This window comes from Pseudarthrobacter sp. H2 (genome assembly GCF_050157045.1).
Classification (GTDB): Bacteria; Actinomycetota; Actinomycetes; order Actinomycetales; family Micrococcaceae; genus Arthrobacter.
This window is the reverse complement of sequence record NZ_CP189594.1, coordinates 4,633,532-4,659,080: the sequence shown is the minus strand read 5'-3', so window position 1 is coordinate 4,659,080 and position 25,549 is coordinate 4,633,532. Positions and strand designations below refer to the sequence as shown.

At 68.7% G+C, this 25,549-nt stretch carries 24 protein-coding genes; 12 read left to right on the top strand and 12 right to left on the bottom strand.

What is annotated here, in order from left to right:
• Positions 1-76: 76 nt before the first annotated feature.
• The 3 genes from ACQCSZ_RS21680 (at position 77) to ACQCSZ_RS21670 (ending at position 2,423) form a co-directional block, all read left to right on the top strand.
• On the top strand, positions 77-535 hold the full coding sequence (locus ACQCSZ_RS21680) for an Lrp/AsnC family transcriptional regulator (RefSeq protein WP_427008417.1): 459 nt from the start codon (positions 77-79) through the stop codon (positions 533-535).
• A gap of 154 nt (positions 536-689) precedes the next feature.
• A complete protein-coding gene (locus ACQCSZ_RS21675; RefSeq protein ID WP_427005679.1) occupies positions 690-1,259 on the top strand; it encodes a hypothetical protein in 570 nt (189 codons plus the stop codon).
• 3 nt (positions 1,260-1,262) lie between these two features.
• A complete protein-coding gene (locus ACQCSZ_RS21670) occupies positions 1,263-2,423 on the top strand; it encodes a DUF222 domain-containing protein (protein WP_427008416.1) in 1,161 nt (386 codons plus the stop codon).
• A gap of 155 nt (positions 2,424-2,578) precedes the next feature.
• Here ACQCSZ_RS21670 and ACQCSZ_RS21665 read toward each other — a convergent pair whose 3' ends face one another.
• Positions 2,579-3,034, bottom strand: coding sequence for an Lrp/AsnC family transcriptional regulator (locus ACQCSZ_RS21665; protein WP_427005678.1), 456 nt, complete (start codon positions 3,032-3,034; stop codon positions 2,579-2,581).
• Between the two features lie 117 nt (positions 3,035-3,151).
• Here ACQCSZ_RS21665 and ACQCSZ_RS21660 point away from each other — a divergent pair, with 117 nt between their 5' ends.
• Complete coding sequence (locus ACQCSZ_RS21660) at positions 3,152-3,859, top strand: LysE family translocator (RefSeq protein ID WP_427005677.1); 708 nt, start codon at positions 3,152-3,154, stop codon at positions 3,857-3,859.
• An 87-nt stretch (positions 3,860-3,946) separates the two neighbouring features.
• Here ACQCSZ_RS21660 and ACQCSZ_RS21655 read toward each other — a convergent pair whose 3' ends face one another.
• The 6 genes from ACQCSZ_RS21655 to ACQCSZ_RS21630 form a co-directional block, all read right to left on the bottom strand.
• Positions 3,947-4,303, bottom strand: a complete 357-nt coding sequence (locus ACQCSZ_RS21655; protein WP_246527275.1) for a nuclear transport factor 2 family protein — start codon at positions 4,301-4,303, stop codon at positions 3,947-3,949.
• Between the two features lie 103 nt (positions 4,304-4,406).
• Entirely contained in the window at positions 4,407-5,387 is a 981-nt protein-coding gene (locus tag ACQCSZ_RS21650; RefSeq protein ID WP_427005676.1) for a hypothetical protein, read from the bottom strand.
• A gap of 42 nt (positions 5,388-5,429) precedes the next feature.
• Positions 5,430-5,930 carry a DUF456 domain-containing protein gene (locus tag ACQCSZ_RS21645; RefSeq protein ID WP_427005675.1) on the bottom strand — a complete coding sequence of 167 codons (501 nt, stop codon included), beginning with the start codon at positions 5,928-5,930 and terminating at the stop codon, positions 5,430-5,432.
• A 198-nt stretch (positions 5,931-6,128) separates the two neighbouring features.
• Positions 6,129-7,340: an NAD(P)-dependent malic enzyme gene (locus ACQCSZ_RS21640; protein ID WP_427005674.1), complete on the bottom strand. Its 1,212-nt coding sequence runs from the start codon at positions 7,338-7,340 to the stop codon at positions 6,129-6,131.
• A 298-nt stretch (positions 7,341-7,638) separates the two neighbouring features.
• On the bottom strand, positions 7,639-8,331 hold the full coding sequence (locus ACQCSZ_RS21635) for a helix-turn-helix domain-containing protein (RefSeq protein WP_427005673.1): 693 nt from the start codon (positions 8,329-8,331) through the stop codon (positions 7,639-7,641).
• Positions 8,332-8,528: 197 nt separating this feature from the next.
• Positions 8,529-9,845 carry an MFS transporter gene (locus ACQCSZ_RS21630; RefSeq protein ID WP_427005672.1) on the bottom strand — a complete coding sequence of 439 codons (1,317 nt, stop codon included), beginning with the start codon at positions 9,843-9,845 and terminating at the stop codon, positions 8,529-8,531.
• 235 nt (positions 9,846-10,080) lie between these two features.
• Between ACQCSZ_RS21630 and ACQCSZ_RS21625 the strand changes: the two genes are divergently transcribed.
• From ACQCSZ_RS21625 to ACQCSZ_RS21610, 4 genes are all read left to right on the top strand, one after another.
• Entirely contained in the window at positions 10,081-11,097 is a 1,017-nt protein-coding gene (locus ACQCSZ_RS21625; protein WP_427005671.1) for a thermonuclease family protein, read from the top strand.
• A gap of 75 nt (positions 11,098-11,172) precedes the next feature.
• A complete protein-coding gene (gene rraA, locus ACQCSZ_RS21620; RefSeq protein WP_427005670.1) occupies positions 11,173-11,649 on the top strand; it encodes a ribonuclease E activity regulator RraA in 477 nt (158 codons plus the stop codon).
• Positions 11,650-11,761: 112 nt separating this feature from the next.
• Positions 11,762-13,411: an MDR family MFS transporter gene (locus ACQCSZ_RS21615; RefSeq protein WP_427005669.1), complete on the top strand. Its 1,650-nt coding sequence runs from the start codon at positions 11,762-11,764 to the stop codon at positions 13,409-13,411.
• A 224-nt stretch (positions 13,412-13,635) separates the two neighbouring features.
• The gene (locus ACQCSZ_RS21610; RefSeq protein ID WP_427005668.1) at positions 13,636-14,856 is read left to right on the top strand and encodes a benzoate/H(+) symporter BenE family transporter; all 1,221 of its coding nucleotides are present in this window, start codon (positions 13,636-13,638) and stop codon (positions 14,854-14,856) included.
• Positions 14,857-15,078: 222 nt separating this feature from the next.
• Here ACQCSZ_RS21610 and ACQCSZ_RS21605 read toward each other — a convergent pair whose 3' ends face one another.
• Genes ACQCSZ_RS21605 through ACQCSZ_RS21595 form a run of 3 tightly spaced genes read right to left on the bottom strand, consistent with a single transcriptional unit; the run spans position 15,079 to position 18,996 of the window.
• A complete protein-coding gene (locus tag ACQCSZ_RS21605) occupies positions 15,079-16,227 on the bottom strand; it encodes a mannitol-1-phosphate 5-dehydrogenase (RefSeq protein WP_427005667.1) in 1,149 nt (382 codons plus the stop codon).
• Complete coding sequence (locus tag ACQCSZ_RS21600) at positions 16,227-18,209, bottom strand: PTS mannitol transporter subunit IICBA (RefSeq protein WP_427005666.1); 1,983 nt, start codon at positions 18,207-18,209, stop codon at positions 16,227-16,229. The genes ACQCSZ_RS21605 and ACQCSZ_RS21600 overlap by 1 nt, the downstream gene beginning before the upstream one ends.
• Positions 18,210-18,267: 58 nt before the next feature.
• Positions 18,268-18,996 carry a TetR/AcrR family transcriptional regulator gene (locus ACQCSZ_RS21595; RefSeq protein ID WP_427005665.1) on the bottom strand — a complete coding sequence of 243 codons (729 nt, stop codon included), beginning with the start codon at positions 18,994-18,996 and terminating at the stop codon, positions 18,268-18,270.
• A gap of 186 nt (positions 18,997-19,182) precedes the next feature.
• Between ACQCSZ_RS21595 and ptsP the strand changes: the two genes are divergently transcribed.
• The 3 genes from ptsP (at position 19,183) to ACQCSZ_RS21580 (ending at position 21,769) form a co-directional block, all read left to right on the top strand.
• Positions 19,183-20,868, top strand: a complete 1,686-nt coding sequence (gene ptsP / locus ACQCSZ_RS21590) for a phosphoenolpyruvate--protein phosphotransferase (RefSeq protein ID WP_427005664.1) — start codon at positions 19,183-19,185, stop codon at positions 20,866-20,868.
• Between the two features lie 35 nt (positions 20,869-20,903).
• Positions 20,904-21,398 carry a helix-turn-helix domain-containing protein gene (locus tag ACQCSZ_RS21585; protein ID WP_427005663.1) on the top strand — a complete coding sequence of 165 codons (495 nt, stop codon included), beginning with the start codon at positions 20,904-20,906 and terminating at the stop codon, positions 21,396-21,398.
• A 101-nt stretch (positions 21,399-21,499) separates the two neighbouring features.
• Positions 21,500-21,769, top strand: coding sequence for a hypothetical protein (locus tag ACQCSZ_RS21580; protein ID WP_427005662.1), 270 nt, complete (start codon positions 21,500-21,502; stop codon positions 21,767-21,769).
• On the opposite strand, the gene ACQCSZ_RS21575 is transcribed toward ACQCSZ_RS21580, so the two are convergent.
• Positions 21,766-22,986, bottom strand: coding sequence for a PucR family transcriptional regulator (locus ACQCSZ_RS21575; RefSeq protein WP_427005661.1), 1,221 nt, complete (start codon positions 22,984-22,986; stop codon positions 21,766-21,768). The two genes, ACQCSZ_RS21580 and ACQCSZ_RS21575, sit on opposite strands and share 4 nt — an antisense overlap.
• A 234-nt stretch (positions 22,987-23,220) precedes the next feature.
• On the opposite strand from ACQCSZ_RS21575, the gene ald reads away from it, so the two are divergent.
• Entirely contained in the window at positions 23,221-24,339 is a 1,119-nt protein-coding gene (gene ald / locus ACQCSZ_RS21570) for an alanine dehydrogenase (RefSeq protein ID WP_427005660.1), read from the top strand.
• 129 nt (positions 24,340-24,468) lie between these two features.
• Here the strand turns inward: ald and ACQCSZ_RS21565 are convergent, their stop codons facing one another.
• A complete protein-coding gene (locus ACQCSZ_RS21565; RefSeq protein ID WP_427005659.1) occupies positions 24,469-25,524 on the bottom strand; it encodes a Gfo/Idh/MocA family protein in 1,056 nt (351 codons plus the stop codon).
• Between the last annotated feature and the right edge of the window lie 25 nt (positions 25,525-25,549).

The window sequence follows — 25,549 nt, the reverse complement described above, 5'->3', positions numbered from 1 at the left end:
GTTGGTGCAACGAACCTCCATTGCATTGGTCAATCTGATCAATTCGCCCCGGCGGGGCAGGCAGGAAGTGGTCATTTTGCAGGAACTCGACGGGACGGACCGGCGGATCCTCGTCGCCCTCGATGAGGATCCGCGGGTGCCGGTCATGGTGCTGGCGCAGAAGCTGGGGCTCGCGCGCGGCACGGTGCAGTCGCGCCTGGAACGGATGACGGCGTCGGGCGCCCTCCGGCCAAACAGCAGCCGCGTCCTCCCGTCCGCGCTGGGCCGCGGCGTGGCGGCGTCGGTGAGCGCGGAACTGGACCAGAGCCACCTGAACGAGGCCATCGCCGCCCTGCGGAACATCCCCGAAGTGCTCGAATGCCATGCCCCCGCCGGCGATACCGACCTCCTGATCCGGGTGGTGGCCCGCAGCCCCGACGACCTGTACCGGGTGTCCGAGGAGATCCGGCCGTGTCCTGGTATCGTGCGGACGTCCACCAGCATGTTCCTGCGCGAGGTCATCCCCTACCGGACCACGGGGCTGCTGGGCGGCTGAGGTCCCCGCCGGGGGCCGTGCGGCGCCGCACGCCCAGACCGGCGGGCCCCGTGCTGAGCTTCAACTTCTTCATCACATGCGTTGGGATGAGGCGCTCGACGTCGTTGCCTACCGCGCGCGTTAAAAAGTCAGAGCCCGCGAGTAGCTTTTACTCATGGACACCACGAGGGAGTTCGTCCGTTTTCAGGACACGGCCCAGGGCACACCCCGGGCCGGAGAGCCTGCACTGGGCCGCGCTGTCCTGGGCCGGGCCCTGGGCCTTCTCCGGACGCTGGCCACGACGGCGGTGGAGGACGCGGCGGGCTTCGGATTCGCCGAGGCGGCGGACTTCGCCGGCGAGGTGGAGGAACTCTCGCGGACCGTGGAATATCTGCAGCTCGTCGCGGCCGGGGCGGTGGACCGGGCCAGGAAACTGCCGGCGGCAACGGCCCCCGCGGGCACCACATCGTGGGCCACCGGGTGGCGGGAGAGCCCCGGCGAAAGCCCCGGCGGCAGCCCGGGCAGCGCCGCCGCGGCTGGCGCTGCCGTGGCGTCCAACCCGGGCGGCGCCGCCGCCGGGGCTGACGCTTCCGTGGCGGCCGCCGGGACCGGGGCCGTGGATGACGGCTGCCGGAACACCATGGAGTTCCTGCGGGCGCGGCTGCGGATCAGCGCCGCGGAGGCCCGCCGCCGGCTCTCCCTTGCCGACAGCGTCCTGCCGCGCCCGGTACTCGCCGGCCGGTAGCCGCTGCCTGCCCTCCGTGCGGAACTCGGAGAAGCCCTCGCCGCCGGGGAGGTCGCGTCCCGGTCCGCGAGCCTCATCGCCCTGGCCCTGGACGGCGTCCGGCACAGCTGCGACGCGACGGCCGCGGCGGCGATGGAGCACGCCCTGACGCGCACCGCCGCCGAAAACGACCCCGACTTCCTGGCACGGATCGCCCGGCGCTGGACCGACGCCCTGGACCAGGACGGCGCCGAACCCTCCGAAGAGCTCCTGCGCCAGCTCCAGGGCGCCTTCATCCGCCGCACCCGCCACGGCCTGCACCACCTGGAAATCTTCGCGACCGCCGACCAGTTCGAACAGCTTCTCACCGTCATGAACACCGCCACCAACCCCCGCACCAGCGGCACGGGGCCATCCAGCGCTTCCAGCGACGGCCAGGATCCCGGGCCCGGCCCCGCCGCCGCCGCTACCGCCGCCTCCACCGCGGCTGCCGCCGTGATCCCGCGTGCCGGCGGCGACGACGACACTGACCCCGGCGCGGCGGGACTGGACCTCCGCTCCCGGCCGCAGAAACTCCTCGACGGCCTCGTCGGCGCCTGCAAGGCCGCGCTGGCGTCCGGCGGGCTGCCCGCCGCGGGAGGACTGCGCCCCCAGGTCATGGTCACCATCGACTACCGGGACCTGCTCGGAAGGCTCGGGGACACCGGCACCGCGGCCGGCAGCCACACCGACGCGGCCCGGACGGCGTCGCACACCGGAACCCCGAACACCGGAACCCTGCTGTTCACCGGGCCCGTCACCGCCGGCACCGTCCGGAAGATCGCCTGCGACGCGGACATCATCCCGGTCCTGCTCGGGACCGAGGGCAGGATCCTGGACATCGGCCGGACCTCACGGATCTTCCCGCCCCACACCCGCAAGGCCCTCACCGCCCGGGACCAGGGCTGCGCCTTCCCCGGCTGCACCATCCCCGCACTCTGGTGCGAAGCCCACCACATCAGCTACTGGTCCCGCGGCGGCACCACCGGCACCGACAACGGCACGCTCCTCTGCGGTCACCACCACCACCTGATCCACAAGGAACTGTGGACCATCCAGCTCCGCACCGGCATCCCCTGGTTCATCCCCCCGCCCCACATCGACCCGCGCCAGGTGCCACGAAGAAACCACTACTTCAGGTCGTGAAAGCCGCCCGTTCGCGGACCGTCACAGCAGTAGCCTGGACTTCCGCCGCCTTAGCGGCGCAGAAACGTCGTGGCGCAGAAGACGCCGTGCGGCAGAAACCGTGGGACGCGTGCCCCCCGGCGGGACCGCCGGGATCATAGGCCAGACCGGCGCGCTTAGACCGGCGGGCCGGTATTGGGCTTGAGGTTCTTCATCACCAGCGTTGAAGTGAGCCGTTCGACGCCGGGCAGTGAGGTCAGCTCGCTGTCGTAGAAGCGCTGGTAGGCGGGCAGGTCCTCGGCGATGACCTTGAGCAGGTAGTCCGGCGAGCCGAACAGCCGCTGGGCCTCGACGATGTTCGGATTGTCCGCGACCCGGTTCTCGAAAATCTCCATCGTGGCCCGGTCAACCTGCCGGAGCGTGACGAACACGATCGCCTCGAAACCAAGCCCGACGGCGGACGGATCGATGTCCGCGCGGTAGCCCCGGATCACGCCGGAGGCCTCCAGGTCCCGCAGTCGGCGATGGCAGGGCGCCACCGTGAGCCCCACCTTGGCAGCGAGCGCGGTCGCCGTCATCCGCCCGTCCTCTTTAAGGTAGCGCAAAATGTTTCTATCAATAGCATCAATCACGCAATAATCTTACCCAGACCGGGTGTTTCTGCGCTAAATCAGGGAACACTTATGGGGCGAAATTTCGTACAGTTACTCCTGTACCCGCCCGGGGTGCCAGCGCCCTAGGAGTCCGCCGTGAACATCCAGCTCTTCCTCGCTTTCATCGCCGTTGCCGTCGCCCTCGCGTGCACCCCCGGCGTCGACTGGGCATACTCCATCGCCGCCGGACTGAAGGACCGCAGCTTCGTCCCCGCCGTGGCCGGCCTCTGCGGCGGCTACGTCGTCCACACCGTGCTCATGGTGGCCGGGCTGGCGGCGCTGCTCTCGGGAATGCCCGGACTCCTGGGCTGGCTGACCGTCGCGGGCGCCGCGTACCTGCTCTGGCTCGGTGTGGCCACCCTGCGGTCCTGGCGCGGCGCCAGCTTCACCGCCGACGCATCCACCGACGGAACCGCCGGAGCCCCCGCTCCGGGGCAAGCGCTGGCACAACCGAAGGCGCAGGCACAGGCGAACCAGTTCCGGATCTTCCTGCAGGGGATGGGGACCAGCGGCATCAACCCGAAGGGCCTGCTGTTCTTCGTCGCCCTGGTCCCGCAGTTTGTCAGCCCCGAGGCCGCGCTTCCCGTACCGGTCCAGTCCGGGCTGCTGGGCCTGACCTTCGTCCTCCTCGTGGCGGTCATCTACAGCTGCGTCGCGCTGCTGGCCCGCAAACTGCTCCAGTCCCGGCCCGCGGCCGCCCGGGGCGTGACCCTGGCCAGCGGAGTCATCATGCTGGCCCTGGGTGCCGTGCTGCTGTCCGAACAGCTGATTCCCCTGCTGGGCGCCGCCGTCCGGCACAGCTGACGCTGCCCCGCACAGCACAGCACAGGACGGCACAGCACAGCACAGCCGACGCCGGTACCCGGCAACGCCAGCCACCGTCCACCCCCCCTACTTGCGCTGCATGTACCACTCTGTGAAGGACGACGCGCGGCCGTCCCCGGTGAGCTGGATGACCCAGAGGTTGTCGTAGCTGCGGCCGTTTCCCCGGTAGCTGGTGAGGCCCTGCACGAAGGCCCGGCCGCCGTCGACCCCCAGCAGCTTCCATTCGAAGGTCCAGTCGTCGGGTTCGTCGCGGCTGCCAAGCCAGTGTTCGACGATCTGCTCCCGGCCGGTCCATGGCTCGGGTTCGTGCGGGCTGGTCGCGTAGACGGCATCCTCGGTGAACAGCGCCCGGATATCCTCCGGCTCGTTCGACGCCCACGCCGTGATGTAGTGCTGCATCCACCGTGCCGCTGCATCTTTCATGCCTCGTTTGTACCCCGCGCGTCGGGGGCCCGCAAGCGTACCGGATACGCGGATCGGGCCGCCGGGCCGGGGCGGAAAACCGTGAGCGCCGCGTCGGCCGGCGTCAGCCGCCGTCGGCCTGGCCGTATTCCCGGTCCCAGAGTTCATGCATTTCCGCGTCCTTGCGGATCGCCTTCACGGTCTCCAGCTCGGCAGGTTTCCGGCGCTGCCACTCCCGCGGGTCCAGGGACTTCCGTCCGCTGTCGAGCAGGAGCAGCGCGCGGTCCGTCAGGGCATCGTTGCGCAGCGAAAAGTCGGTCTTCCGGCGGCGCAGGACCTCCTGCAGCGCGGACCGGGCCGCGGCGTAGTCCCCGAGCCTGCGCAGGGAGCGGGCCCGCACCAGCAGCAGCGCCGCCGAGAGGTCGTCGCCGTTGAGCAGCCCCTCGGTATCCTCCGCCACCTCGGCATCGCGTCCCAGCGCGGCCGCCAGCGCACAGCGAGCCAGGGCAAGGGGCAACGACGGCGGCAGCCCGGCCAACGCCGCCAGCGCGGCCTCCGTCTGCCCGGTCTCCCGCAGCGAATGGGACAGGGCGAGGAAGACCGCCTCCTCGCTGAACAGCACCGGGACCTCGATCCGTTCGGCGACTTCCACGCGGGTGAGCACCCCGGAAAGGCAGGCGGAGGCAAAGCGGTTGGCGTAGTCGTCGTTCCTGGTGGAGAGGCCGCGCTGGAGCAGTTCGGCGGCGCGCAGGTGGCCCCCGTGCGAGTAGGCCAGCAGCCCGGCCATGAGGTAGCAGAGCCCGGCCCAGCCGGGGAAGGCGCGGGCCAGGGCAATCAGCCGGTCCGGATCGGCGCTGCCGAAGATGGCGCCGTGCACGGCCTTGGCCGCCTTGCCGGGCATCCTGCCAAGCTTCGGCACCGGGCCCTCCACGGCCACGGCGCCGCGGATCCGTCCGGTCAGGACGCCGGAGACCAGGCCGCCCACGCCGTCGGCGAGACCGCGCACGGGCGTCCGCACCACCGCGCCGCGGAAGGGCGTGAGGTCACGGGTGTCCCGGTACAGGACTTGGTGTTGGGGTGCGGATTCTGGGGCTCCGGCGGTCATGCACCCATGCTAGTGGGCGTCCGCGGTCTTGGGAGATCGCCCTCAGGAGACCGCCGCCACCCAGACGCCGAGCACCCAGGTGCTCGCGGCGAGGCAGGCCAGCCCGAACTCGACGATCATGCCCAGTCCGGTGGCTTTCAGCGCGGCCCAACTGGAGGCCACGGCGGCCCGGAAGGTGCGGGTGCGGTGGAATTCACTGGCCAGGAGCCCGGCGGCAAAGCCGACAACGAGTCCGACCACGGGGATGAGGAACAGTCCGGCGACGCCCAGGACCAGCCCCGCCATCACCGAACGGCTGGGGATGTTGTGCTGCTTGAGCTTCCGGCCGGTGAGCACGGCGCTGGCAGCCATCCCGGCCAGCACGAAGAGAAGGCCGACGCCGAACACCACCCAGCCGGTGGTTCCCGCGCCGCCCCAGATGGCCCAGGCCAGCAGGCTCAGGCCGATCAGGATGCTGCCCGGAAGGACGGGGATGATGGTCCCGGCCACCCCCACCAGGATGGCGAGGCCGCAGAGGACCGTCACGACGGTCTGGGGGTTCATCGCCCCAGTCTATGGGCCGGCCCTGCGGGCCGGCATTGCGGTTCAGGCCGCCGGGTTCAACACGCCGGCTCAGGCCAGCCCGCAGGCTCAATCCGCCGGCGCAACCACCCGGAAATTAAGCGGCGACGGCGGCGCCTCCCCAAGGAGGCCCCGCCGTCGTCGTCCGGTGTGCAGTATCCGGTGTCCGCGTCGCGGAAACTACTCAGCTTCAACCGCCGCGGCGACGGCGGCGGACACGGCCGGAGCGACCCGCGGGTCCAGCGGGCTGGGCACGATGTAGTCGGCGGAGAGGTCTTCCTCCGCCAGGGCCGCGATGGCGCGGGCCGCGGCCAGCTTCATCGCCGGGGTGATCCGGCGGGCGCCGGCGTCGAGGGCTCCGCGGAAGATGCCGGGGAACGCCAGGACGTTGTTGATCTGGTTCGGGAAGTCGCTGCGCCCGGTGGCGACGACGGCAGCGTACCGGTGTGCGACCTCCGGCAGGACTTCGGGGTCCGGGTTGGACAGGGCGAAGACGATCGAGTCCTGGCTCATCAGCTTCAGGTGCTCCTCCTCAAGCTTGGAGGAGGAGACGCCGATGAACACGTCGGCGCCGGTGAGCGCCTCGGCGGGGCCGCCGGAGACGCCGCGCGGGTTGCCGAGCCGCGCCAGCTCGGCCTTCTTGCTGGCCTGGTCCGCGGCGATGTCCGCGCGGTCGCTGTTGATCACGCCGCGTGAGTCCAGCAGGACCACGTCCGTGATGCCGGCGGCCAGGAGCATCTGGGCGACGGCGATGCCTGCCGCGCCGGCCCCCGAGACCACGACGCGCAGCTGCTCGAGTTCGCGTCCGGTCACCTTCGCTGCGCCGGTCAGCGCGGCGAGGACCACGACAGCGGTGCCGTGCTGGTCATCGTGCATGACGGGGCAGTCGAGTGCCTCGATGAGCTTGTCCTCCAGCTCGAAGCACCGCGGGGCCGAGATGTCCTCGAGGTTGACGGCGCCGAAGCTCGGGCGCAGCCGGACCAGGGTCTCGACGATCTCGTCGACGTCGGTGGTGTTGAGCACCAGCGGGATGGAGTCCAGCTCGCCGAAGGCCTTGAACAGGGCGGACTTGCCCTCCATGACGGGCAGCGAGGCGCTGGCACCGATGTCGCCGAGGCCCAGGACCGCCGTGCCGTCGCTGACGACGACAACGAGGCGCTGGGCCCAGGTGAGGTTCTTGGCCAACTCGGGGTTGGCGTGGATGGCCCGGCTGACCTGGGCGACGCCGGGGGTGTAGGCAATGGACAGGTCGCGCTTGCTGGCGAGCGGGACCGTGCTGGAAATCGAAAGCTTGCCGCCCTGGTGGGATGCGAAGATTTCCTCGTCGCTGAGCGCGGCTACCGGCCCTGCGGGGGAAGTGGTGCCGGCGGGAATGGTCGTTTCAGTGGACACTTCGTTGTCTCCTGGGGCTCATCGTGGGCGTAGGGCTCATGGTGGCTCAAGCACAGGGATGCTCAAGATGGTCTGGGAACATCGGCAGGCCCCAGGGATGGCGGGTCTGCGGTGAAGCTCCGGTACTGCTGACGGCGGGCCGCCCTTGTCCTGCAATGGTAAACAAACCCGCACCCCGGTGAAGTGCCACAGGACACATCCCCGCCGGTGGTGAAACGTTTATCCTACGTTTTCGGTGAGTCAAATCACCGGAATTGGATGATTTTACCGCCCGGCAGGCCGCACTGGTCTAGACCAGTTACGCGCCGGAACGGGCGCGCGACAGCAGCGAACAGGCCTTCTTCAGGTCCTCCTCGGCCTCGAACAGTGACAAGCGGCGGCAGCGGACGGCCTGGACCAGGCCCGTGACCGTCAGCAGCAGGACCCGGGCGACGGCGGCGTCGCCGCTCACGGCCGTCACCGCCTTCTCCGCAATGGAGTCGATATCGCGGAGCAGCCGTGTGGTGTCCGTGTCCTTGACGTAAACCGCCCGGTTCAGGCACTGCTCCACGGCGGGCTGCATGAGGCGCATGTGGAAGATCTCCATCACCACCCCGACGAGGGCGTGGGCGGGCACCTTCCCGGCTGGGACGCGTCCGGGGGCGGCGCCTCCGGGAGCGACGCGTCCGGGGGCGGCGCCTCCGGGAGAGGCGCCGCCGGCTGCGGCGCCTCCGGCCGACTGCGTGCTGCCGGCCTGCGTGCTGCCGGCAAGAAGCTCCCCGAGCTGCTTACGGTAGAGCGCCAGCACCAGCTGGGTGGAGGACGGGAAATACCGGTACAGCGTCCCCAGCGGAACATCCGCCTTGGCCGCCACCTCGGACAGCACCACCGAGTCCAGGCCTTTGCGTGCGAATCCCGCGGCAACCTCAAGAATCCGGGTGTAGCGGAGCCGTTGCCTGGGCAGGGTGGGTGGAGGGGCCATCGGAGGAAGATCTGAGTGAAATTCAGGCATCAGCAGCGTTCCGGGGTCGGTTTTCTCGGCAGCCCGGAGGGGTTCCCCCACTGGCGCTGCCGCGGCAATTCCCGTCAACTATACGCCACAACAGAGGGCCTGAACCCGGTCAAACAGCGGCACCGCCGGCGCCTACGCTCCCGGGGAGCCGCCCCAGGAGCCGCCCCAGGAGCCGCCCCGGGAGCAGTCCCGGCGGCTCAGTCGACACCCTTGATCTTGACCACGAACACGGCGCCCAGGAGGCCGATCACCGCAGCCGCCACGTACAGCGAAACGTACCCTCCCCAGAGCACCACGAAGGGAAACGCGATGAGCGGGGCGAGCACCTGGGGCAGCGAGTTGGCGATGTTGATGATGCCCAGATCCTTGCCGCGGTGCAGCGCGGTAGGCAGCACCTGGGTGATCAGGGCGAAATCCACGGCCAGGTAGCAGCCGAAGCCGACGCCGAGCACGGAGGCGCCGATCAGCGCGCCGGCCCAGGTCGGCGCGAAGGCAAGGATGAGCGAGGCCGCGGCGATAATGAGCGAAGAGAGGATGACGAGCGGTTTCCGTTTGCCCGCGCGGTCGCTCAGGCGGCCGCCGATCACGCTCGTGATGATCACCATGACGGCGTAGAGGCCGGTGAGGACCAGCACGCCGGACTCCGGTGTAATGCCCTGCGTCTCCCGGACATGGACGGCGTCCTGGAGGAAGTACAGCAGGTACAGGGTGACCATGTGGTTGCCGATGTTCACCAGCAGCCGGGTCAGCCAGGCCCACGCGAAGTCCGGATACAGCGCCGGGGAAATCCAGAAGCCCTTCACGAAGCCGGCCAGGCTGAACGGCGGACGCGCCTGGGCAGGAAGCGGGACGTCGTCGTTCCGGAAGAAATACAGTACGACGCCGGCGAGCAGCGCCGCAGCGCAGATCAGGTAGCCCACGGCGTAGTTGCCGGCCACGGCGGCGGCGATCACGGCGCCGAGCAGGATCCCGACCGTCTGGCCCATGGCCGCGAGTCCGCCCACCGTGCCGCGCTGCGGCACCGGTACGCGGTCCGGGATGGCTGCGGTGACGGCCGCGTACGCGCCGTTGCAGCCGGCCTGCACGAGGCACCAGAGCAGCGTCATGACGGCGACGCTTGGCGCCCCGGCCAGGGCGATGAGGGCCGCGGCGCCGAGCACGGCACCGACGAGGACCCACGGCACCCGGCGGCCAAGGCGCGAGGCTGTCCGGTCGCTGAACGCTCCGAACAGGGGATTGGCCACGAGCGATACCGCGGCGCCCGCACCGGTCACGAGGGCAAGGATGGCTTCCTTGTCCCCCTCGCTGAAGGCTGCCGCCTGCTGCCCGAGCAACACCTGGATCGGCCCGAAGAACGCCGTGTTGATGCCGATGTTGACCAGCACGACGCCTGCGATCCAGACCGGGCGGACGCGCCGCTCCGGCTCGGCGAGCGACGCCGGCTGCGCACCTTTCGAAGCACCGCTCGGAAAGGTAGGGTCGGGAGCTGCTGCGGGCATATCGGACAGGCTCATGTGGCCTCCGGAGGGACAAATCGGACGGATGAATCAGTGTGGGGCCAGACTACAGCGGGGAATCCGGCTGTGGTGCCTTGGCGGGGAGGTATTTCCCTTCGGGCGCAGTAATGTCATCTGGTAATCCCACTTTAGGGAACATCACCGTCACTCATTCCTTTGGGGGAATATTTTGCTGTCAGAAAACTCGGTCTTTCTTGCCCGAACCAAAGCCGTTGGGCTGGCCGTTGCTGCCGTGATTGCGCTCAGCGGCTGCAACGCGGCTGGCGCCGCGAAGACTACTGCCGGTCCGGACACGAATTCGGGCACTCAGGCCGTCGTGGTCCGCGTCATCGACGGAGACACCTTTGAGGCTTCCGTCAACGGGGAAGAAAAGACCGTCCGGCTGCTCAACGTAGACACTCCGGAGACCAAGGACCCCAATGCACCCGTCGAATGTCTGGGCCCGGAGGCGACGAAGGCTCTTGAGCAGTTGCTGCCTGCCGGCGCCAAGGTGAGACTGGAACTGGACGTAGAACCGCTGGATAAATACGGGCGGACCCTGGCTGGCGTCTATGACCCCAGCGGGAAGCTGGTCAACGCGGAAATCGCGCGGCTCGGCCTCGGAGTTCCGGTCCTATTTGAACCCAACAAGAAGTTCCATCCACCCGTGGTGGCGGCTTTCGAGGAAGCCCGCTCGATGGCAGCTGGCCTCAACTCGGCGGCCATTGCCTGCCTTCCTGCCCAGCAGATTGAAGAAGCCGCCAAGGCAGTCGAAACGATCGTTGCCGCACCGCTTTCCGGCACAACCGCCGACCTCGACAAGAGCCACACCGGGCTGGTGGCAGCGCTGGCAACGGTTGCCGCGCTCAAGACCGCAGCGAACGCCAAGAAGCATGTCCAGTGGGACGCCTACAAACCGGTCCAGCTGGCTGCGATGGTGAACCGGCTGGATTCGGCCACCGCAGCCGGGACGGCGCGCGGGACGGCCATCGAGTCGAAGAAAAAAGACCTCTCCAACGCCGCAGCCGCTGAATCAGCCCGGCAGGCTTCGGAGGCGGCGGCAGCTGCAGCAGCAGCAGCCGCAGAGGCTGAGCGTATCCGGAACCTGCCGCCCGCTCCGGCCCCCTATGTGCCGCCGGTGTACGTCCCGCCCGCACCGTACGTTCCGCCGGCTGTGCCAGCACCGGCGCCCAACCCCTACCCGGGCTACACAGGCCCTCGCTGCTACGCCCCTGGTGGCAAGTCGTGGACACCATGTAGTAAGAAGTAGTCCAAGGCCCCGGAACTCGTGGATGCATCAGGAATCTGCGTGTCTCGGGGACACCGCCCGCACCAAGGAGTACCCGTGCACGCTTCCCCCGTCAACACCGCCGACCTCTACGACGAACGCGGCGAGGAGCTCGACTCCGTCCCGCTGCAGTTCCAGTCGCTGGGCGGGCGTTCGCATTTCAGCGGCCCGGTCCGGACCATCCGGTGCTTCGAGGACAACGCCCTGGTCAAGGCCACCCTGGCGCTGCCCGGCGGCGGCTCCGTCCTGGTGGTCGACGGCGGCGGTTCCCTCCGCACTGCATTGATGGGGGACATGATCGCGGCGAGCGCCGTCGCGAACGGCTGGGCCGGCGTCGTTATCAACGGCGCCGTCCGGGACCGCACCGCCCTCGCGGAACTCCCCCTCGGGGTCAAGGCGCTCGGCAGCAACCCGCGCAAGAGCGCCAAGGCCGGCGCCGGGGAGAGCGGCGTGGAGCTGGAGATCGGCGGCGTCACGGTCCGCCCGGGCGTCATGATCTGGTGCGACCCGGACGGGATCCTGGTCGAGCGCTGAGTTTCCCTGGCGGGATGCCGGGGGAAGGGTGTCGGGGGAATAAAGGAGCCAGTAGCATAGTTACCGAAAGCAACTATCAGCTTGATCCCAGAACTTCCCCATTGGAGCGGCCATGTCCAAAACCACCTCTGTGCGCGCCCCCGGCGCGGTCCTGACCCCGCGCCAGACCATCACCGTCATGGTCGGTCTCATGCTCGGCATGTTCCTGGCCTCGCTGGACCAGACCATCGTGTCCACCTCGATCTACACCATCGCCAACGACCTCGACGGTCTCTCGCTGCAGGCATGGGCCACCACGGCATACCTCATCACCTCCACGGTGAGCACCCCCTTGTACGGCAAGCTCAGCGACATCTTCGGCCGCCGCCCGCTCTACCTGGCCGCGATCCTGATCTTCCTCGCCGGTTCGCTGTACGCCGGCTCGGTCCACTCCATGACCGAACTCGCCATTGCCCGCGGCATCCAGGGCATGGGCGCCGGCGGGCTGCTGGCCCTCGCCCTGACCATCATCGGGGACATCGTGGCCCTGAAGGACCGCGCCAAGTTCCAGGGCTACTTCATGTCCGTGTTCGGCATCTCCTCGGTGCTGGGCCCCGTCATCGGCGGCGCCTTCGCCGGCTCGGCCAACATCCTCGGCTTCGACGGCTGGCGCTGGGTGTTCTTCATCAACCTGCCGATCGGCCTCGCGGCACTGGCCGTGGTGTTCCTCTACCTGCACCTGCCGGCCAAGCACGTGAAGCAGAAGATCGACTACTGGGGCGCCGCCGCCATCACCCTGGCGATCGTGCCGCTGCTGCTGGTGGCCGAGCAGGGGCGCAGCTGGGGCTGGACCTCGGTGAGTTCCCTGCTCTGCGTCGGCCTCGGCATCGTGGGCATCGTTGCCTTCATCTTTGTTGAGAAGCGTGCCGGCGACTACGCCCTGATCCCGCTGCGCCTCTTCCGGAACATCACCTTCGGCCTTTCGTCACTGCTGAACTTCATCATCGGCATCGGCATGTTCGGGGCCATCGCGATGCTTCCGATGTACCTGCAGCTGGTCAAGGGCCTGACCCCCACCGAGGCCGGCCTGATGATGATCACCTTCACGGTGGGCATCCTCTTCGGCTCCATCACCGCGGGCCGGACCATTTCGGCGTCGGGCACGTACCGGATCTTCCCCATCATGGGCACGGCCATCCTGACCGGAGCCGCCCTCGTGATGGGCCTCTCGCTCCGCGCGGACACCCCGCTGTGGGTTCCGGGAGCCATCGCCGTATTCTTCGGCCTGGGCCTGGGCTTCTGCATGCAGCCGCTCACCCTGGCCATGCAGGTCTCGGTGCCGGCTAAGGACATGGGCGTGGGGACCTCCTCGGCCGCATTCTTCCGCTCCATGGGCGGCGCCGTGGGCACGGCCGCGTTCATCTCCATGCTGTTCGCCCTGGCCGCGGAAAAGGTCGCCAGCGGGATGAAGGACGCGGCGCAGGACGCCGGCTTCCTCAAGGTCCTGAACGATCCCGCCGTCGCCGCGGACCCGGCCAATGCCCCGCTCTACGCCTTCTTCAAGAACGGTGCCGGCAACGATTCACTCAACGACACGAGCTGGCTGCACGCCGCGAACCCGACGCTGATCCGGCCCATCACCGAGGGTTTCGCCCAGTCGATCGACACCGTGATGCTGACCGCCGCCGCGCTCACCGGCGTGGCCTTCCTGATCAGCTTCGCGCTGCCGAAGAAGAAGCTCACCGACCCGAAGCTTGCCAAGGAGCCGGTGGCGGCCCACTAGCCTGGTTCCAGCAGCTCCCCCCGAGGTTTATGTCACGGGGCCCACGTCACGGCAGGCAGTCTTTTGGGCTGCCTGCCGTTGTCATTCCGCGGAATGCCGGGCTTTTCCCGTCCCGTCCGGCCCAAAAGCGTGCTTCACGTGACACCGGCCATCCGCACACAACGGCTAAACTCCGGAGCGTGCCGGCCCCAGCGCAGCAACTCACCGACGAGCCAAGGAGCCCGATGACCAACGCCCACACAGAGCATCAGCCTACGCGCCACCCGCTCAGAAAGTCGTTCTCACTGTCCGCGGTGACGGCCGGATTCGTGGCGGTGGCCATTTCCTATGCCGGCCCCATGCTGGTGGTCCTACAGGCCGCCCAGAGCGCAGGCCTCAGCGCCGAACGCACCACGTCCTGGGTCTGGTCCCTGGCGGTGGCCAGCGGTGTGACGTGCGTGGTGCTCAGCCTCCTGACGCGCCAGCCGATTGTCGTGGCCTGGTCCGTTCCGGGTGCGGCGCTGCTGCTGACGGCACTGGGGAATTACAGCTACAGCGACGCCATCGGGGCCTACGTCGTAGCGGCGGTGCTCGCCCTGATCGTCGGGGTGACCGGCTGGTTCGGACGCCTCCTGGCCATTGTGCCCAAGCCGGTGATGGCCGCAGTACTCGCCGGAGTCCTGCTGCCGTTTGTGCTGAGGGCCGTTGAGGCGGTCGTCGCCTCCCCCGTGATTGCAGGCGGCCTGGTGGTGGCGTTCCTGATCGGACGGCGCATCACGCGGCGGTATGCCGTCCTGGTAGCCATGGCGGTAGGGGCCGTCCTGAGCGCTGTGACAGGCCAGGCCCACGCGCCCGCCCTGACACTCGACCTCTCCGGACCCGTCTGGACCACGCCCACCTTCGATCTCCAGGCGATCATGGGAATTGCTGTGCCGCTGGTGATTGTCACCATGGCCGGGCAGAACGGACCCGGCCTGGCCATGATGGGCACCCTCGGCTACAAGGTCAACGACAAACTGATCCTCGGCGGCGCGTCCCTGGCCTGGCTGGTCTCGGCCCCGCTGGGCTCGCACGGCATCAACCTGGCGGCCATCACGGCCGGAATCTGCGCCGGCCCGGAGGCCCATCCAGACAAGGACCGCCGCTTTATGGCCGGCATTTTCTGCGGTGTCTTCTACATCCTTTTCGGTCTGTTCAGCAACGCAGCCGTGACACTCTTCTCCAGCGTTCCGGCAGCCATGATGGCGGCCCTCGCCGGCGTGGCACTCCTGGGTGCGCTGCATGGCTCTCTGATCGACACCATGTCGGACTTCAAGGCCAACCCGATCGCGGCCGAGGCAGCGGTAATCACACTGGTGGTCACCGCTTCGGGCGTGGCTCCGGCCGGCATCGTCTCGCCGTTCTGGGGGCTGCTGGCAGGAAGCGCCGCCTATCTCGCCCTCCGCCGCTACGGGAAGAAAGCCTGAGCCGGGGCGGGGCCCGCCGCAGCCCGCCGCCCGCCGTCACGGGAGGCACCCTTTTGGGCAGGTTCCGGTGATTTTCCGCCTAAATCCAAGCGGACGCCTCCGGCAGCCGGTCGAAAGTCTGCGCGCAGTGACGCAGCGGGCAGGGGCAAAGCAGACGCCGACGCCGCAACTCTGGTGAGTTACGGCGTCGGGGTTCAGGGGTTGGGGTTTTGGAAAGAGGGTTCAGACCGCGGCCTTGGCCTCTTCCACCAGGGCGGAGACAGCCGGGAACAGCGGGTGGTCAGGGGCCAGACCCGTGATCTTCGCCGTGGCCTCGTCCGGGGTGGAGGAGGCCAGGATCTGCGTGAGTTCCACGGCCTCGGCGTCGGCCGGGTCGTTGAACCGCAACGCCGCGGCGACCGCGCCGAGCAGCCCTTCCGGGACGATCCCCCGTTCGGCCAGCTCCGCCGCCGGGCCGATGAAGCGTTCGTGCCGGCTGAGCTTGCGCAGCGGCGCGCGGCCCACCCGGTTCACGGTGTCCGGCAGGTGCGGGTTGGAGAAGCGGCCCAGGATCTTCTGGACATACGCCTCCTGCTCGTCGCGGCTGAAGCCATGCTTGGCCACCAGCAGCTCCTTGGTCTCGTCCAGGACGGCGCGCACATCGGCGGCGACGTCCGGATCGGCCATGGCCTCGGAAATCTTGCTGAGGCCGGAATCGAAGCCGAAGTAGGCGGCCGCGGCGTGCCCGGTATTCACCGTGAACAGTTTCCGCTCGATGTACGGCTCCAGGTCGTCCACGAACGTCGCCCCGGGGATGGCCGGTTCCTTGCCCGCGAACGGGGTGCGGTCGATGACCCACTCATAGAAGGTCTCCACCGTGACATCCAGCCCCTGCCCGGCCTCCTGGTTTGGGACGATCCGGTCCACCGCCGTGTTCGCAAACACGGCCACAGCATCCAGGGGGCCCGCGGCCGGATCCCACTGGGCAGCCACCTCGGACTTCAGGATGTCCGTGGCGTTGATGGCGTTTTCACACGCCATCACCTGCAGCGGAGCCAGTCCCGCGGCCCGGACGGCGATCCCCCTGGCGATCGCGGGAGCGACGAACTTGAGGATGTGCGGCCCGACCGCGGTGGTGACGACGTCCGCCGTCGCGATTTCCGCGATGACGTCCGCCTCCTGGGTGCTGGAGTTCAGCGCACGGAAGTTCTCCACCGTCCGGACGGTGGGGTGCTCCCCCACCTCGTGGACGTCGTAGCTGTGCGCTGCGGCCAGCTCGGTGATCAGGGCCTCCGCGACATCCGCGAACACCACCTCATACCCCGCCTCGTGCAGCAGCAGCCCGACAAAGCCGCGCCCGATGTTTCCGGCGCCGAAATGGACAGCCTTCACTAGGAATTGACCTTTCCGAACAGGTCGAGGACTTCCTCGACCGTGGTGGCCGCCTCGAGCCGGGCGACCTGTGCCTTGTTCGTGAAGACCTTCGCGATCGAGGACAGGATGTGCAGGTGCTCATTGTTGATCCCGGCGACGCCCACCACGAACTTGACCTCCTTGCCGTTCCAGTCGATCCCGTTCGGGTAGCGGATCACGGAGACGGCGGACTTCATGATGTGGTCCTTGGCGGCGTTGGTGCCGTGCGGGATGGCGAGATAGCTGCCCATGTAGGTCGAGACGGACTGCTCGCGCTCGTGCATGGCAGCCAGGTAGCCGGAGTCGACGGCGCCGCGGTCCAGCAGGAGCTGCCCGGCCTCGTCGATGGCGGCGTCCCGGGTGGTGGCCGTCCCGTTCAGCACGACGCTTTCGGGCGCCAGGATGCCGGCGGGGCCGGTTTCCTCAGCCTCCGCAGACTCCGCAGGAGTGACGACGGCGGCAGCCGCCGCAGCGGCGCCGCTGGCACCCGCGGCACCCGGTGCAGCGGCCGCCTCGTCCGGGGCGTTGCTGCTCTTCACCAGCTCCACGATCTCGTCATACCGCGGGCTGTTCATGAAGTTGTCGACGGAGACGTGCACGGCGCTGGCCGTTGCGGGCTTGGCCCGCTCGGTCAGATCCTGGTGGGTGATGACGACGTCGTACGTGTCGCTGAGGTTCGCGATGGCGGAGTTTGTGACCTTGACGTCCGTGAACCCGGCAGCCTTGATCTTGTTACGCAGCACCGAGGCGCCCATGGCGCTGGAACCCATGCCGGCGTCGCAGGCGAACACGATGTTCTTGATCGCCCCGGCCATAACGGCGGTTCCGCCGGCACCCATGAGGGCTGAGGACACCGAACTCTTCTTGCCCTTCATCGCTTCCATGCGGGACGTCGCCTCGCCGAGTTCTTCCTCGTCGGGGGCCTTGCTGGCCTTCAGGATCACCGAGGCGATCAGGAAGGAGACGGTGGCGGCGAGCAGCACCGACAGGGCCACGCCGAAGTAGCTGTCCGACGCGGTCGCGGCGAAGACCGCGATGATGCTGCCCGGGGCCGCCGGCGAGCGCAGGCCGGCGCCGGTGAGCACCAGGGTGAAGATGCCGGTCATGCCGCCGCCGATTGCGGCGAGGATGATGATCGGCTTCATCAGCACGTAGGGGAAGTAGATTTCGTGGATGCCGCCGACGAACTGGATCAGGGCGGCGCCGGGGGCCGAGGCCTTGGCCAGTCCCTTGCCGAAGAGCGTGTAGGCGAGCAGGATGCCCACGCCCGGACCGGGGTTGGCTTCGAGCAGGAACAGGATGGATTTGCCCTGCGCCAGCGCCTGTTCCGTGCCCAGCGGCGTCAGGATGCCGTGGTTGACGGCGTTATTGAGGAACAGGACCTTCGCGGGCTCGATGAAGATGCTGGTCAGCGGCAGCAGTCCGTTGTGGACCAGGAATTCGACGACGGCGCTTGCCCCGTTGCTGAAGGCCTTCACCACCGGGCCGATCACGAGCATGCCCACGATGGCGAAGGCCGCCGCGACGATGCCGGCGGAGAAGTTGTCGATCAGCATCTCGAAGCCCGGCTTGACGCGGCCTTCCCAGACCTTGTCCAGCTTCTTCATGACCCAGGCCGTCAGCGGGCCCATGATCATGGCGCCGATGAACATGGGGATGTCGGTTCCCACGATCACGCCCATGGTGGCAGCGGCACCCACCACACCGCCGCGGATGCCGTGGATGGCCCGGCCGCCGGTGTAGCCGATCAGGAGCGGCAACAGGAAGGTGATCATCGGCCCGACCAGTTTGGCCAGCTCCGCGTTGGGCGTGAAGCCTGCCGGAATGAAGAGCGCCGTGATGATGCCCCAGGCGATGAACGCCCCGATGTTGGGCATGATCATGCCGGACAGGAACGTCCCGAACTTCTGGACGCCAACCCGCACGCTGGTCCTGGGCTTTGCAACTGTCTCTGTTGCCATGTGATTTCCTAACCGTCATTCCTGCGGCACCGCAGGATGATCCGATAATTTCGAGAAGCTAGCTGGTGGAGCTGGAGGAGATCCGGTGGAGCCATTCGAGGAACAGCTTGAGTTCCGAGCTGGACAGCTGGTCCGAGTGGGACGCCTGGAGCGCCGCGTTCAAGGCGATGGCGGCGACGACCACTGACGATTTCCCCGTGTCGTCAGGCCCGTTGTCCCGGGCCTGCTCGGTGGAAACCGCAAAGATCATGGCGTCGCGGGTCATGGCGGACAGCTCGAGATTGCGCTCCGGCGCCTTTTCCGTGATCAGCATGAGCGTCATGCCCACATTGGCCGCCAGGATGCTCCTGGCCGCCTCCTTGGGCGGGACGTTGAGTTGGCCGGCGACCGCGGCCTTGTTCAGCATCTCCTCCATGAGGGCCTCGGCATCGGCGACGATGACCGGGCGGCTCTCCGGGCGGATATTGCCAAACATCACCAGGTAAAGTTCCGGCTGGTTCAGCCCGAACTGCACATGGTTGTCCCACATCCGCCGGATGTCCTCCAGCGGCTGCCCGGACGGCGCGAAGTCGCGTTCGTCCGCCACAAATTCCTCAAAACCTGCGGCGATGACGGCGTCGAACAGCCCTTCCTTGTCACCGAAGTGGTGGTAGAGGGTAGGGGCAGTGACGCCTGCCAGCTGGGTGATCTGGCGGGTGGAGACCGCCGATCCGCCGGAGGCGGCCAGCAACTCCGCCGCTGCGCGCAAGAGCCTCACTTTGGGCGGAAGCTGGCCATCGAAACTCATAACCGCTACCCTAGCACCTATAGCAACGCTATATGAAGTGCATCACATACACTTTTTCCAGGTGCCGCGATCCGCCGGCTGACGTAGCCGTCAGCGGACCGGAAGGATCGGCCCGGACCGATCAGCGGTCCGGCGGCGCAGCTTGCGACCCGGCTTACTGTCTACAGCAGAGAATGAGGACCTTCAGTGCAGAACTTCCCAGGAGTGGGCGTCAGCCCCGGCCGCGTCATCGGCACCATCCGCCAGATGCCCAAACCGGTCAGCGAGCCGCCGGCGGGCGAGCAGCTGCCGGCCGGTGTCACCGTGGAGGAGGCCACCGCAGCGCTCAAGACGGCCGCGAAGTCCGTCCACGACGAGCTCAGGGCCCGGGCCGGGACGGTCAGCGGCGACGGCAAGGCCGTCCTTGAAGCGACGGCGCTCATGGCCACGGACACCATGCTGCTCAAGTCCGCCGCCAAGCTGATCGGCCGCGGCGCGTCCAACCAGCGCGCCATCTGGGAGGCCGGCGCCTCGGTTTCGGAAATGCTCCACAACCTGGGCGGCTACATGGCCGAGCGCGCCACCGACGTCCTGGACGTCCGCGCCCGGATCGTCGCCGAGCTGCGCGGCGTGCCGGCCCCCGGCATCCCGGTTTCCGCCACCCCGTTCATCCTGATCGCGGAGGATCTGGCCCCGGCGGACACCGCCACCCTCGATCCGGAAAAGGTCCTGGCCCTCCTCACCGCCGGCGGCGGCCCGCAGTCCCACACCGCGATCATTGCCCGCTCCCTGGGCCTGCCTGCCGTGGTGGCCGCGGCCGGCGTCGACCAGCTTCCGGACGGCACGGAGGTCTATGTGGACGGCGCCGCCGGCATCATCACGGCGGATCCCGGCGAATCCGAGCGGGCCGCGGCAGCGGCCTGGGCCACCACAGCCTCGCTGCTGGCGGCTTTTGACGGCACGGGTTCGACGGCGGACGGCCACCTCGTTCCGCTCCTCGCCAATGTCGGCGGGGCGAAGGATGCCGTGGCCGCCGCGGGCCTCAACGCGCAGGGCGTCGGGCTGTTCCGGACCGAGTTCTGTTTCCTCGAGCGGGACACCGAGCCCACGGTGGAGGAACAAGCCGCCGCCTACAAGGGCGTCTTCGGCGCCTTCCCGGGCAAGAAGGTGGTCCTCCGGACGCTCGACGCCGGCGCGGACAAGCCCCTGCCCTTCCTGACCGACGCCACCGAACCCAACCCGGCCCTGGGTGTCCGCGGCTACCGCACGGACTTCACCACCCCGGGCGTGCTGGAGCGCCAGCTGCAGGCCATTGCCCTGGCCGAGAAGGAATCCGAGGCGGACGTCTGGGTCATGGCGCCGATGATCTCCACCGCGGAGGAGGCCGCCCGGTTCGCCTCGCTGTGCGCCGAGGCCGGGATCAAGACCCCGGGCGTCATGGTAGAGGTGCCGTCGGCGGCCCTCACCGCCGAGGCCATCCTCCGGGAGGTGGCCTTCGCGAGCCTGGGCACCAACGACCTCACCCAGTACGCCATGGCGGCGGACCGCCAGCTCGGCCCCCTCGCCGCGCTGAACACCCCCTGGCAGCCTGCCGTGCTGCGGCTGGTGGGCCTCACGGTCGAGGGATCGGCGGCGGAAGGCCACAACAAGCCGGTGGGAGTCTGCGGCGAGGCCGCCGCGGATCCTGCCCTCGCCGTCGTCCTCACCGGGCTGGGCGTCACCACGCTGTCCATGACGGCGCGCTCCCTCGCGGCCGTCGCGGCCGTGCTGAAAACGGTCACGCTGGCCGAGGCGCAGGAGCTGGCCAAACTGGCGTTGTCCGCGCCGAGCGCCGCCGAGGCGCGCGCCTGGGTCCGGGAGAAGCTGCCGGTGCTGGAGGAGCTCGGCCTGTAGGGCGGGCCCGGCGGCGGCCGCGCTAGGATTCAGCCATGGCATTGATAGCACCCCGGGTGACGGCCGGTCTTCCTGCCGAGGACGCGCAGAAGCTCCAATACGCGCTCAGCGGCAGACACGACATCACGGTGTTCGTGGACGGCACCGTGCACCGGCTGCCGCCCGAGGCGAGGGACGCCGTCGTCGACCTGCTCAACCGGTTCAGCCGGGGCGAGGCCGCGACGGTCAGCAGCGTCCAGGAAATGCTGACCACGTCCCAGGCGGCGGAACTGGCCGGCATTTCGCACACTTATCTGCGGAACATGACCGACCGCGGCGAGATCCCGGTGGAATACCGTGGCACGCACCGGCGGATCCGGCTCGCAGATATCATGGCATGGCTCGAAACGCAGAAGAAGAAGGCTCCTCCGGAGGGGGCTGGAGACAGTGCCACAGCTGGGGCTGGAGACAGTGCCACAGCTGGGGCCGGAGCCAGTGCCACAGCCGGGGCCGCCACCCGCGGGAATGACGGCGGTACGGATGGTTCGTGACGCGGCGATAAGGATCAAGCAACGATCCCTGCGCGGCGAGGATACGCGTGTGGGCCGGGGGTTACGCTTGAATGGTGGGTAAATTCAGAGGGTGGCATATCGTGGCCGGCATTGCCGCCATGGTGCTCACTTACGTCCTCGGGACCGCCATGGGGCTGAACAACACAGCCACGTTCATGTCCAGTTGCGTCGCCTTCGTGGCCGTCTCCTTATGGACGGACAGCCGGATTACGCGCCTCCGGCGAAGAACAGCGCGGGGAACAGCGCGGGACGCAGCACGGGAGGCCGCGCGCGGCTCCGGTACTGAAGCCGGGGCGGAACGCGCAGCAGAGCGCACCGCAGAACACGGGCCCTACCGGGACCCGTCCTAGATCCGCGGCCGGCCGGCCCAGCGCCGCGCCTTGAGGGCCGCGTGAAGTTCCAGCCGGACCATTCCCTTCAGCGGATCCACCCCCAGCAGCTGGCGGATCCTGCCCAGCCGGTTGTAGATGCTGCTCCGGTGCAGGTGCAGCTTGGTCGCGACCTCCTGGACCGAGCCGTCATTGTCATAGAACAGCTCCAGGACAGGCAGCAGCTCGCCGTTGCGGTCGTGGTCCTCGAGCAGACGGAAGTACACGGATCCCGCGTCCGCCCAGGCCCCCGCACCGCCGCCCGCCGAGGCCAGCAACTGGTAGAGGCCCGTCGCGCGGCAGTCGACCAGTTCACCCAGCTGGGGGTCCACCGCCGCGGCCTGGGCGGCCAGCCTCGACTGCCGGTAGGCCTCGGCGATTTCACGGGGCTTGGCGAAGCCCTCGGACGCGCCGAGGATGATCCGCCGGACGGTCCGCCCCGAGCGTTTGGCGAGTTCCAGCTGGTAGTGGACCAGGACCTGGGCGTGGTCCGCCCGGCCCGGCGATTCCTTGAACAGCACGACGGCGTGGGTTTCGGTGCCGGCGCTGAACAGGGCGGCGTCCACCCCCACCGTGGCCTGCAGCGCCGCGGAACGGTGGATCAGCGTGGAGGCGATGGGGTCCGCGCCTTCGGCCCAGCCGTCGGCGTCGAGCACGGTCACGAGCTGCCAGGGCCCGCGGCCCTGCACTTCCTTCCAGCCGGCCACGGCAGCCACCGCATTCGCCTCGCCGGCGCAGGCGGCCAGGAACTCCTGTTCGCGGCGGCGGCGGAACTCTGATTCGGCCGTGTTGGAGTCCAGCAGCAGGGCGGACAGCTGCTCCACCTCACGTCCCACCTCCGGCAGCCGGGCGAGGACCGAGGCCGCGCCGGGCTCGTCGGCGTCCAGCTGGACCCAGAGGTACCCCACCCGGAAGCCGCGCACCAGCAGCGGCACGCAGACCCGGCCCAGCATCCCCAGTTCCTCGTTCGCCGGCACGACGACGGGACGCACCGCCGTCGCGATGCCGTGCGAGAGCTGCCAGGCACTGACATCCACCGGCACCCGCTTGCTGAGCAGGAAATTCACCCGGACCCGGTCCGCGTGGGACTGGTTGGAGCTGTAGGCGAGGAGGAGTCCGTCAAGGTCCTCGAGCGAGAGGCCGCGGCCCAGCTTCAGCGCCACCTGCTCCACGAGCTGCTCCACATCCGGCTGCTGCATGCTGCCAAGACTACTGCCCCGCCCGGTCCGCGGCGAGCGGACAGCAGGCGACACCTGACGCTCGCTGGCTCGACAAATGTCTAATGCAACTTCTCAAAAACCCCGGAAACGCGCGGATGGACGGACCCGGCCGCCGTCCGGCCTTGTTGCCTGGCTCACAAGCGGAACTATTCTGGAAGCACAACATCCCCCGCACAACCAGGCCCATCAGGCCGACAGCACTGGAGCCAAAAAATGATCATCGGTGTCCCCAAAGAGATCAAAAACAACGAATTCCGCGTCGCCATCACGGCCGCGGGCGTCCACGAATTCCGCACCCATGGGCACACTGTCCTGGTGGAGCGCGGGGCGGGCCTGGGCTCCGGCATCACGGACGAGGAATACGCCATCGCCGGCGCCGAGATTGTCGCCGAAGCCGACGACGTCTGGGCCCGCGCCGACATGGTCATGAAGGTCAAGGAACCGGTCAAGGCCGAATACCACCGTTTCCGCAAGGGCCTCATCCTCTTCACGTACCTGCACCTGGCCGCCGAGCCGGACCTGACCCAGGAACTCATCAACACCGGCGTCACCGCGATCGCCTACGAGACCGTCCAGGAGGGCCGCACCCTGCCGCTGCTCGCCCCGATGTCCGAGGTTGCCGGCCGCCTGTCCGTGCAGGTCGGTGCCGCGTCCCTGATGGCACCTGCCGGCGGCAAGGGCGTGCTGCTCGGCGGCGTGCCGGGCGTCCGCCCGGCCAAGGTCGTCGTGCTCGGCGCCGGCGTGGCCGGAACCAACGCCGCCGCCATGGCCCTGGGCCTCGGCGCCGACGTGACCATCCTGGACATCAACATCAACCGCCTGCGCGAACTGGACGCCCAGTACCAGGGCCGCCTGAAGACGGTCGCGTCCAACGCCTACGAGATCGACAAGTCCGTCGTCGACGCCGACCTGGTGATCGGCTCCGTGCTGATCCCGGGCGCCAAGGCGCCCAAGCTCGTCAGCAACGAACTCGTGTCCCGGATGAAGCCCGGCTCCGTGCTGGTGGACATCGCCGTGGACCAGGGCGGCTGCTTCGAGGACACGCACCCGACCACGCACCAGGAACCCACCTACAAGGTCCACAACACGATCTTCTACTGCGTGGCCAACATGCCCGGCGCCGTCCCGAACACCTCCACCTACGCGCTGACCAACGTCACGCTGCGCTACGGCGTGGCACTGGCCAACCTGGGCGTCTCTGCCGCGTTTGAGCGCGACGCCGCCCTGGCCGCCGGCCTGAACATCGCCGCCGGCAAGGTCGCCCACCGCTCGGTTTCCGAGGCGCACAACCTGCCCCTCGTGGCCGACTGGCACCAGCTGGTCGCTGCGTAGGTTTTCCTGCATCGACTGCTCCCCACCGGCCCCCTCGCCTCGCAAGCTCGGCCAGGGAACCCTGCCGGTGTGGGCCCAACCGCCCTTTTGGACCCCCAGAACGGCAGTTACGGAGCAGTCGATTGGTGTTTATGCCAGAGCCCGGGCCTGCTCGATGAGTTTGAGGACTTCGACCGGTCCCGCGGGATCGACCGGTACCGGGAGCGCCGAGCTTGCGCCGCCGTCGCGGATCTTGTCCGCCAGGAGGCGGTAGAACTCCGGGTAGGCACCCCGTTCGGTGGGCAGCCTGTCCAGGTGGCCGTCCCGGCCCAGGAGCCCGGCCCAGCCGGAATCCTCGACGCCGTACCCGGCATCCAGCGGGCTGCCGCCGGCGACGATATAGGGCTCCTGCGGGTCGACGCCGTGCTTCGTGAAGCCGCCCTCGCTGCCCAGCAGGCGGTAGCGGGGGCCCTGCTGGGCGCAGAGCATGTTCATCCACAGGTGGCTGGTCGCGCCGGAATCGTGCCGCAGGGCGACGAACACGTCGTCGTCGGCCTTCTCCCCCGGCCGCCGGGCGTCCAGTTCCGCGTGCGTGACCGTGCCCGGGCCGAAGAGCTGGAGGGCCTGATCCAGCAGGTGGGTGCCGAGATCGAACAGCACCCCGCCACCGTCGTCCGCCGTCGCGGACGCCTTCCAGGCCTTGGACACCTCCGGCGACCAGCGCTCAAAGCGCGACTCGAACCGCGTCACGGTGCCCAGGGTTCCGCTCTCCAGCAGGGACTTCACGGTGAGGAAGTCCCCGTCCCACCGCCGGTTCTGGAAGACCGTGAGCACCCGCCCCAGCCGCGCCGCGAGCTCGACCAGTTCCTGGCCCTCGGCGCTGCGCACCGTGAAAGGCTTGTCCACGACGACGTCCAGCCCGGCCTCCAGCGCGGCCTTCGCGAGCGGGTAATGGGTGGCCGGCGGCGTCCCGAGCACCAGCAGGTCCAGTTCCCCGGCGAGGTCCAGGATTCCGGCCGGCGTGTCCACGATCCTGGCTTCGGGGTGGCGGGCGGCTGCCGCCGACTTCCTGCCGGCGTCGGACGTGGAGATGACGTCGAGGGAATACGCCGGGTTCGTCGCAATGATGGGGGCATGGAAGACGCTGCCGGAGAGGCCGAAACCGGCCAGGGCAGTACGGATGGGCCGGCTGGATTCTGAACTCATGGCTCATAGACTATCCCGCGAGGCT

Bases quoted from the DNA above. Each gene is read 5' to 3' on its own strand.
- ACQCSZ_RS21675 (WP_427005679.1), top strand. From the start codon at position 690: ATGGACACCACGAGGGAGTTCGTCCGTTTTCAGGACACGGCCCAGGGC.
- ACQCSZ_RS21655 (WP_246527275.1), bottom strand. From the start codon at position 4,303: ATGAAAGATGCAGCGGCACGGTGGATGCAGCACTACATCACGGCGTGG.
- ACQCSZ_RS21650 (WP_427005676.1), bottom strand. From the start codon at position 5,387: ATGACCGCCGGAGCCCCAGAATCCGCACCCCAACACCAAGTCCTGTAC.
- ACQCSZ_RS21645 (WP_427005675.1), bottom strand. From the start codon at position 5,930: ATGAACCCCCAGACCGTCGTGACGGTCCTCTGCGGCCTCGCCATCCTG.
- ACQCSZ_RS21635 (WP_427005673.1), bottom strand. From the start codon at position 8,331: ATGCCTGAATTTCACTCAGATCTTCCTCCGATGGCCCCTCCACCCACC.
- ACQCSZ_RS21630 (WP_427005672.1), bottom strand. From the start codon at position 9,845: ATGAGCCTGTCCGATATGCCCGCAGCAGCTCCCGACCCTACCTTTCCG.
- ACQCSZ_RS21615 (WP_427005669.1), top strand. From the start codon at position 11,762: ATGTCCAAAACCACCTCTGTGCGCGCCCCCGGCGCGGTCCTGACCCCG.
- ACQCSZ_RS21610 (WP_427005668.1), top strand. From the start codon at position 13,636: ATGACCAACGCCCACACAGAGCATCAGCCTACGCGCCACCCGCTCAGA.
- ACQCSZ_RS21600 (WP_427005666.1), bottom strand. From the start codon at position 18,209: ATGGCAACAGAGACAGTTGCAAAGCCCAGGACCAGCGTGCGGGTTGGC.
- ACQCSZ_RS21595 (WP_427005665.1), bottom strand. From the start codon at position 18,996: ATGAGTTTCGATGGCCAGCTTCCGCCCAAAGTGAGGCTCTTGCGCGCA.
- ACQCSZ_RS21585 (WP_427005663.1), top strand. From the start codon at position 20,904: ATGGCATTGATAGCACCCCGGGTGACGGCCGGTCTTCCTGCCGAGGAC.
- ACQCSZ_RS21575 (WP_427005661.1), bottom strand. From the start codon at position 22,986: ATGCAGCAGCCGGATGTGGAGCAGCTCGTGGAGCAGGTGGCGCTGAAG.
- ald (WP_427005660.1), top strand. From the start codon at position 23,221: ATGATCATCGGTGTCCCCAAAGAGATCAAAAACAACGAATTCCGCGTC.
- ACQCSZ_RS21565 (WP_427005659.1), bottom strand. From the start codon at position 25,524: ATGAGTTCAGAATCCAGCCGGCCCATCCGTACTGCCCTGGCCGGTTTC.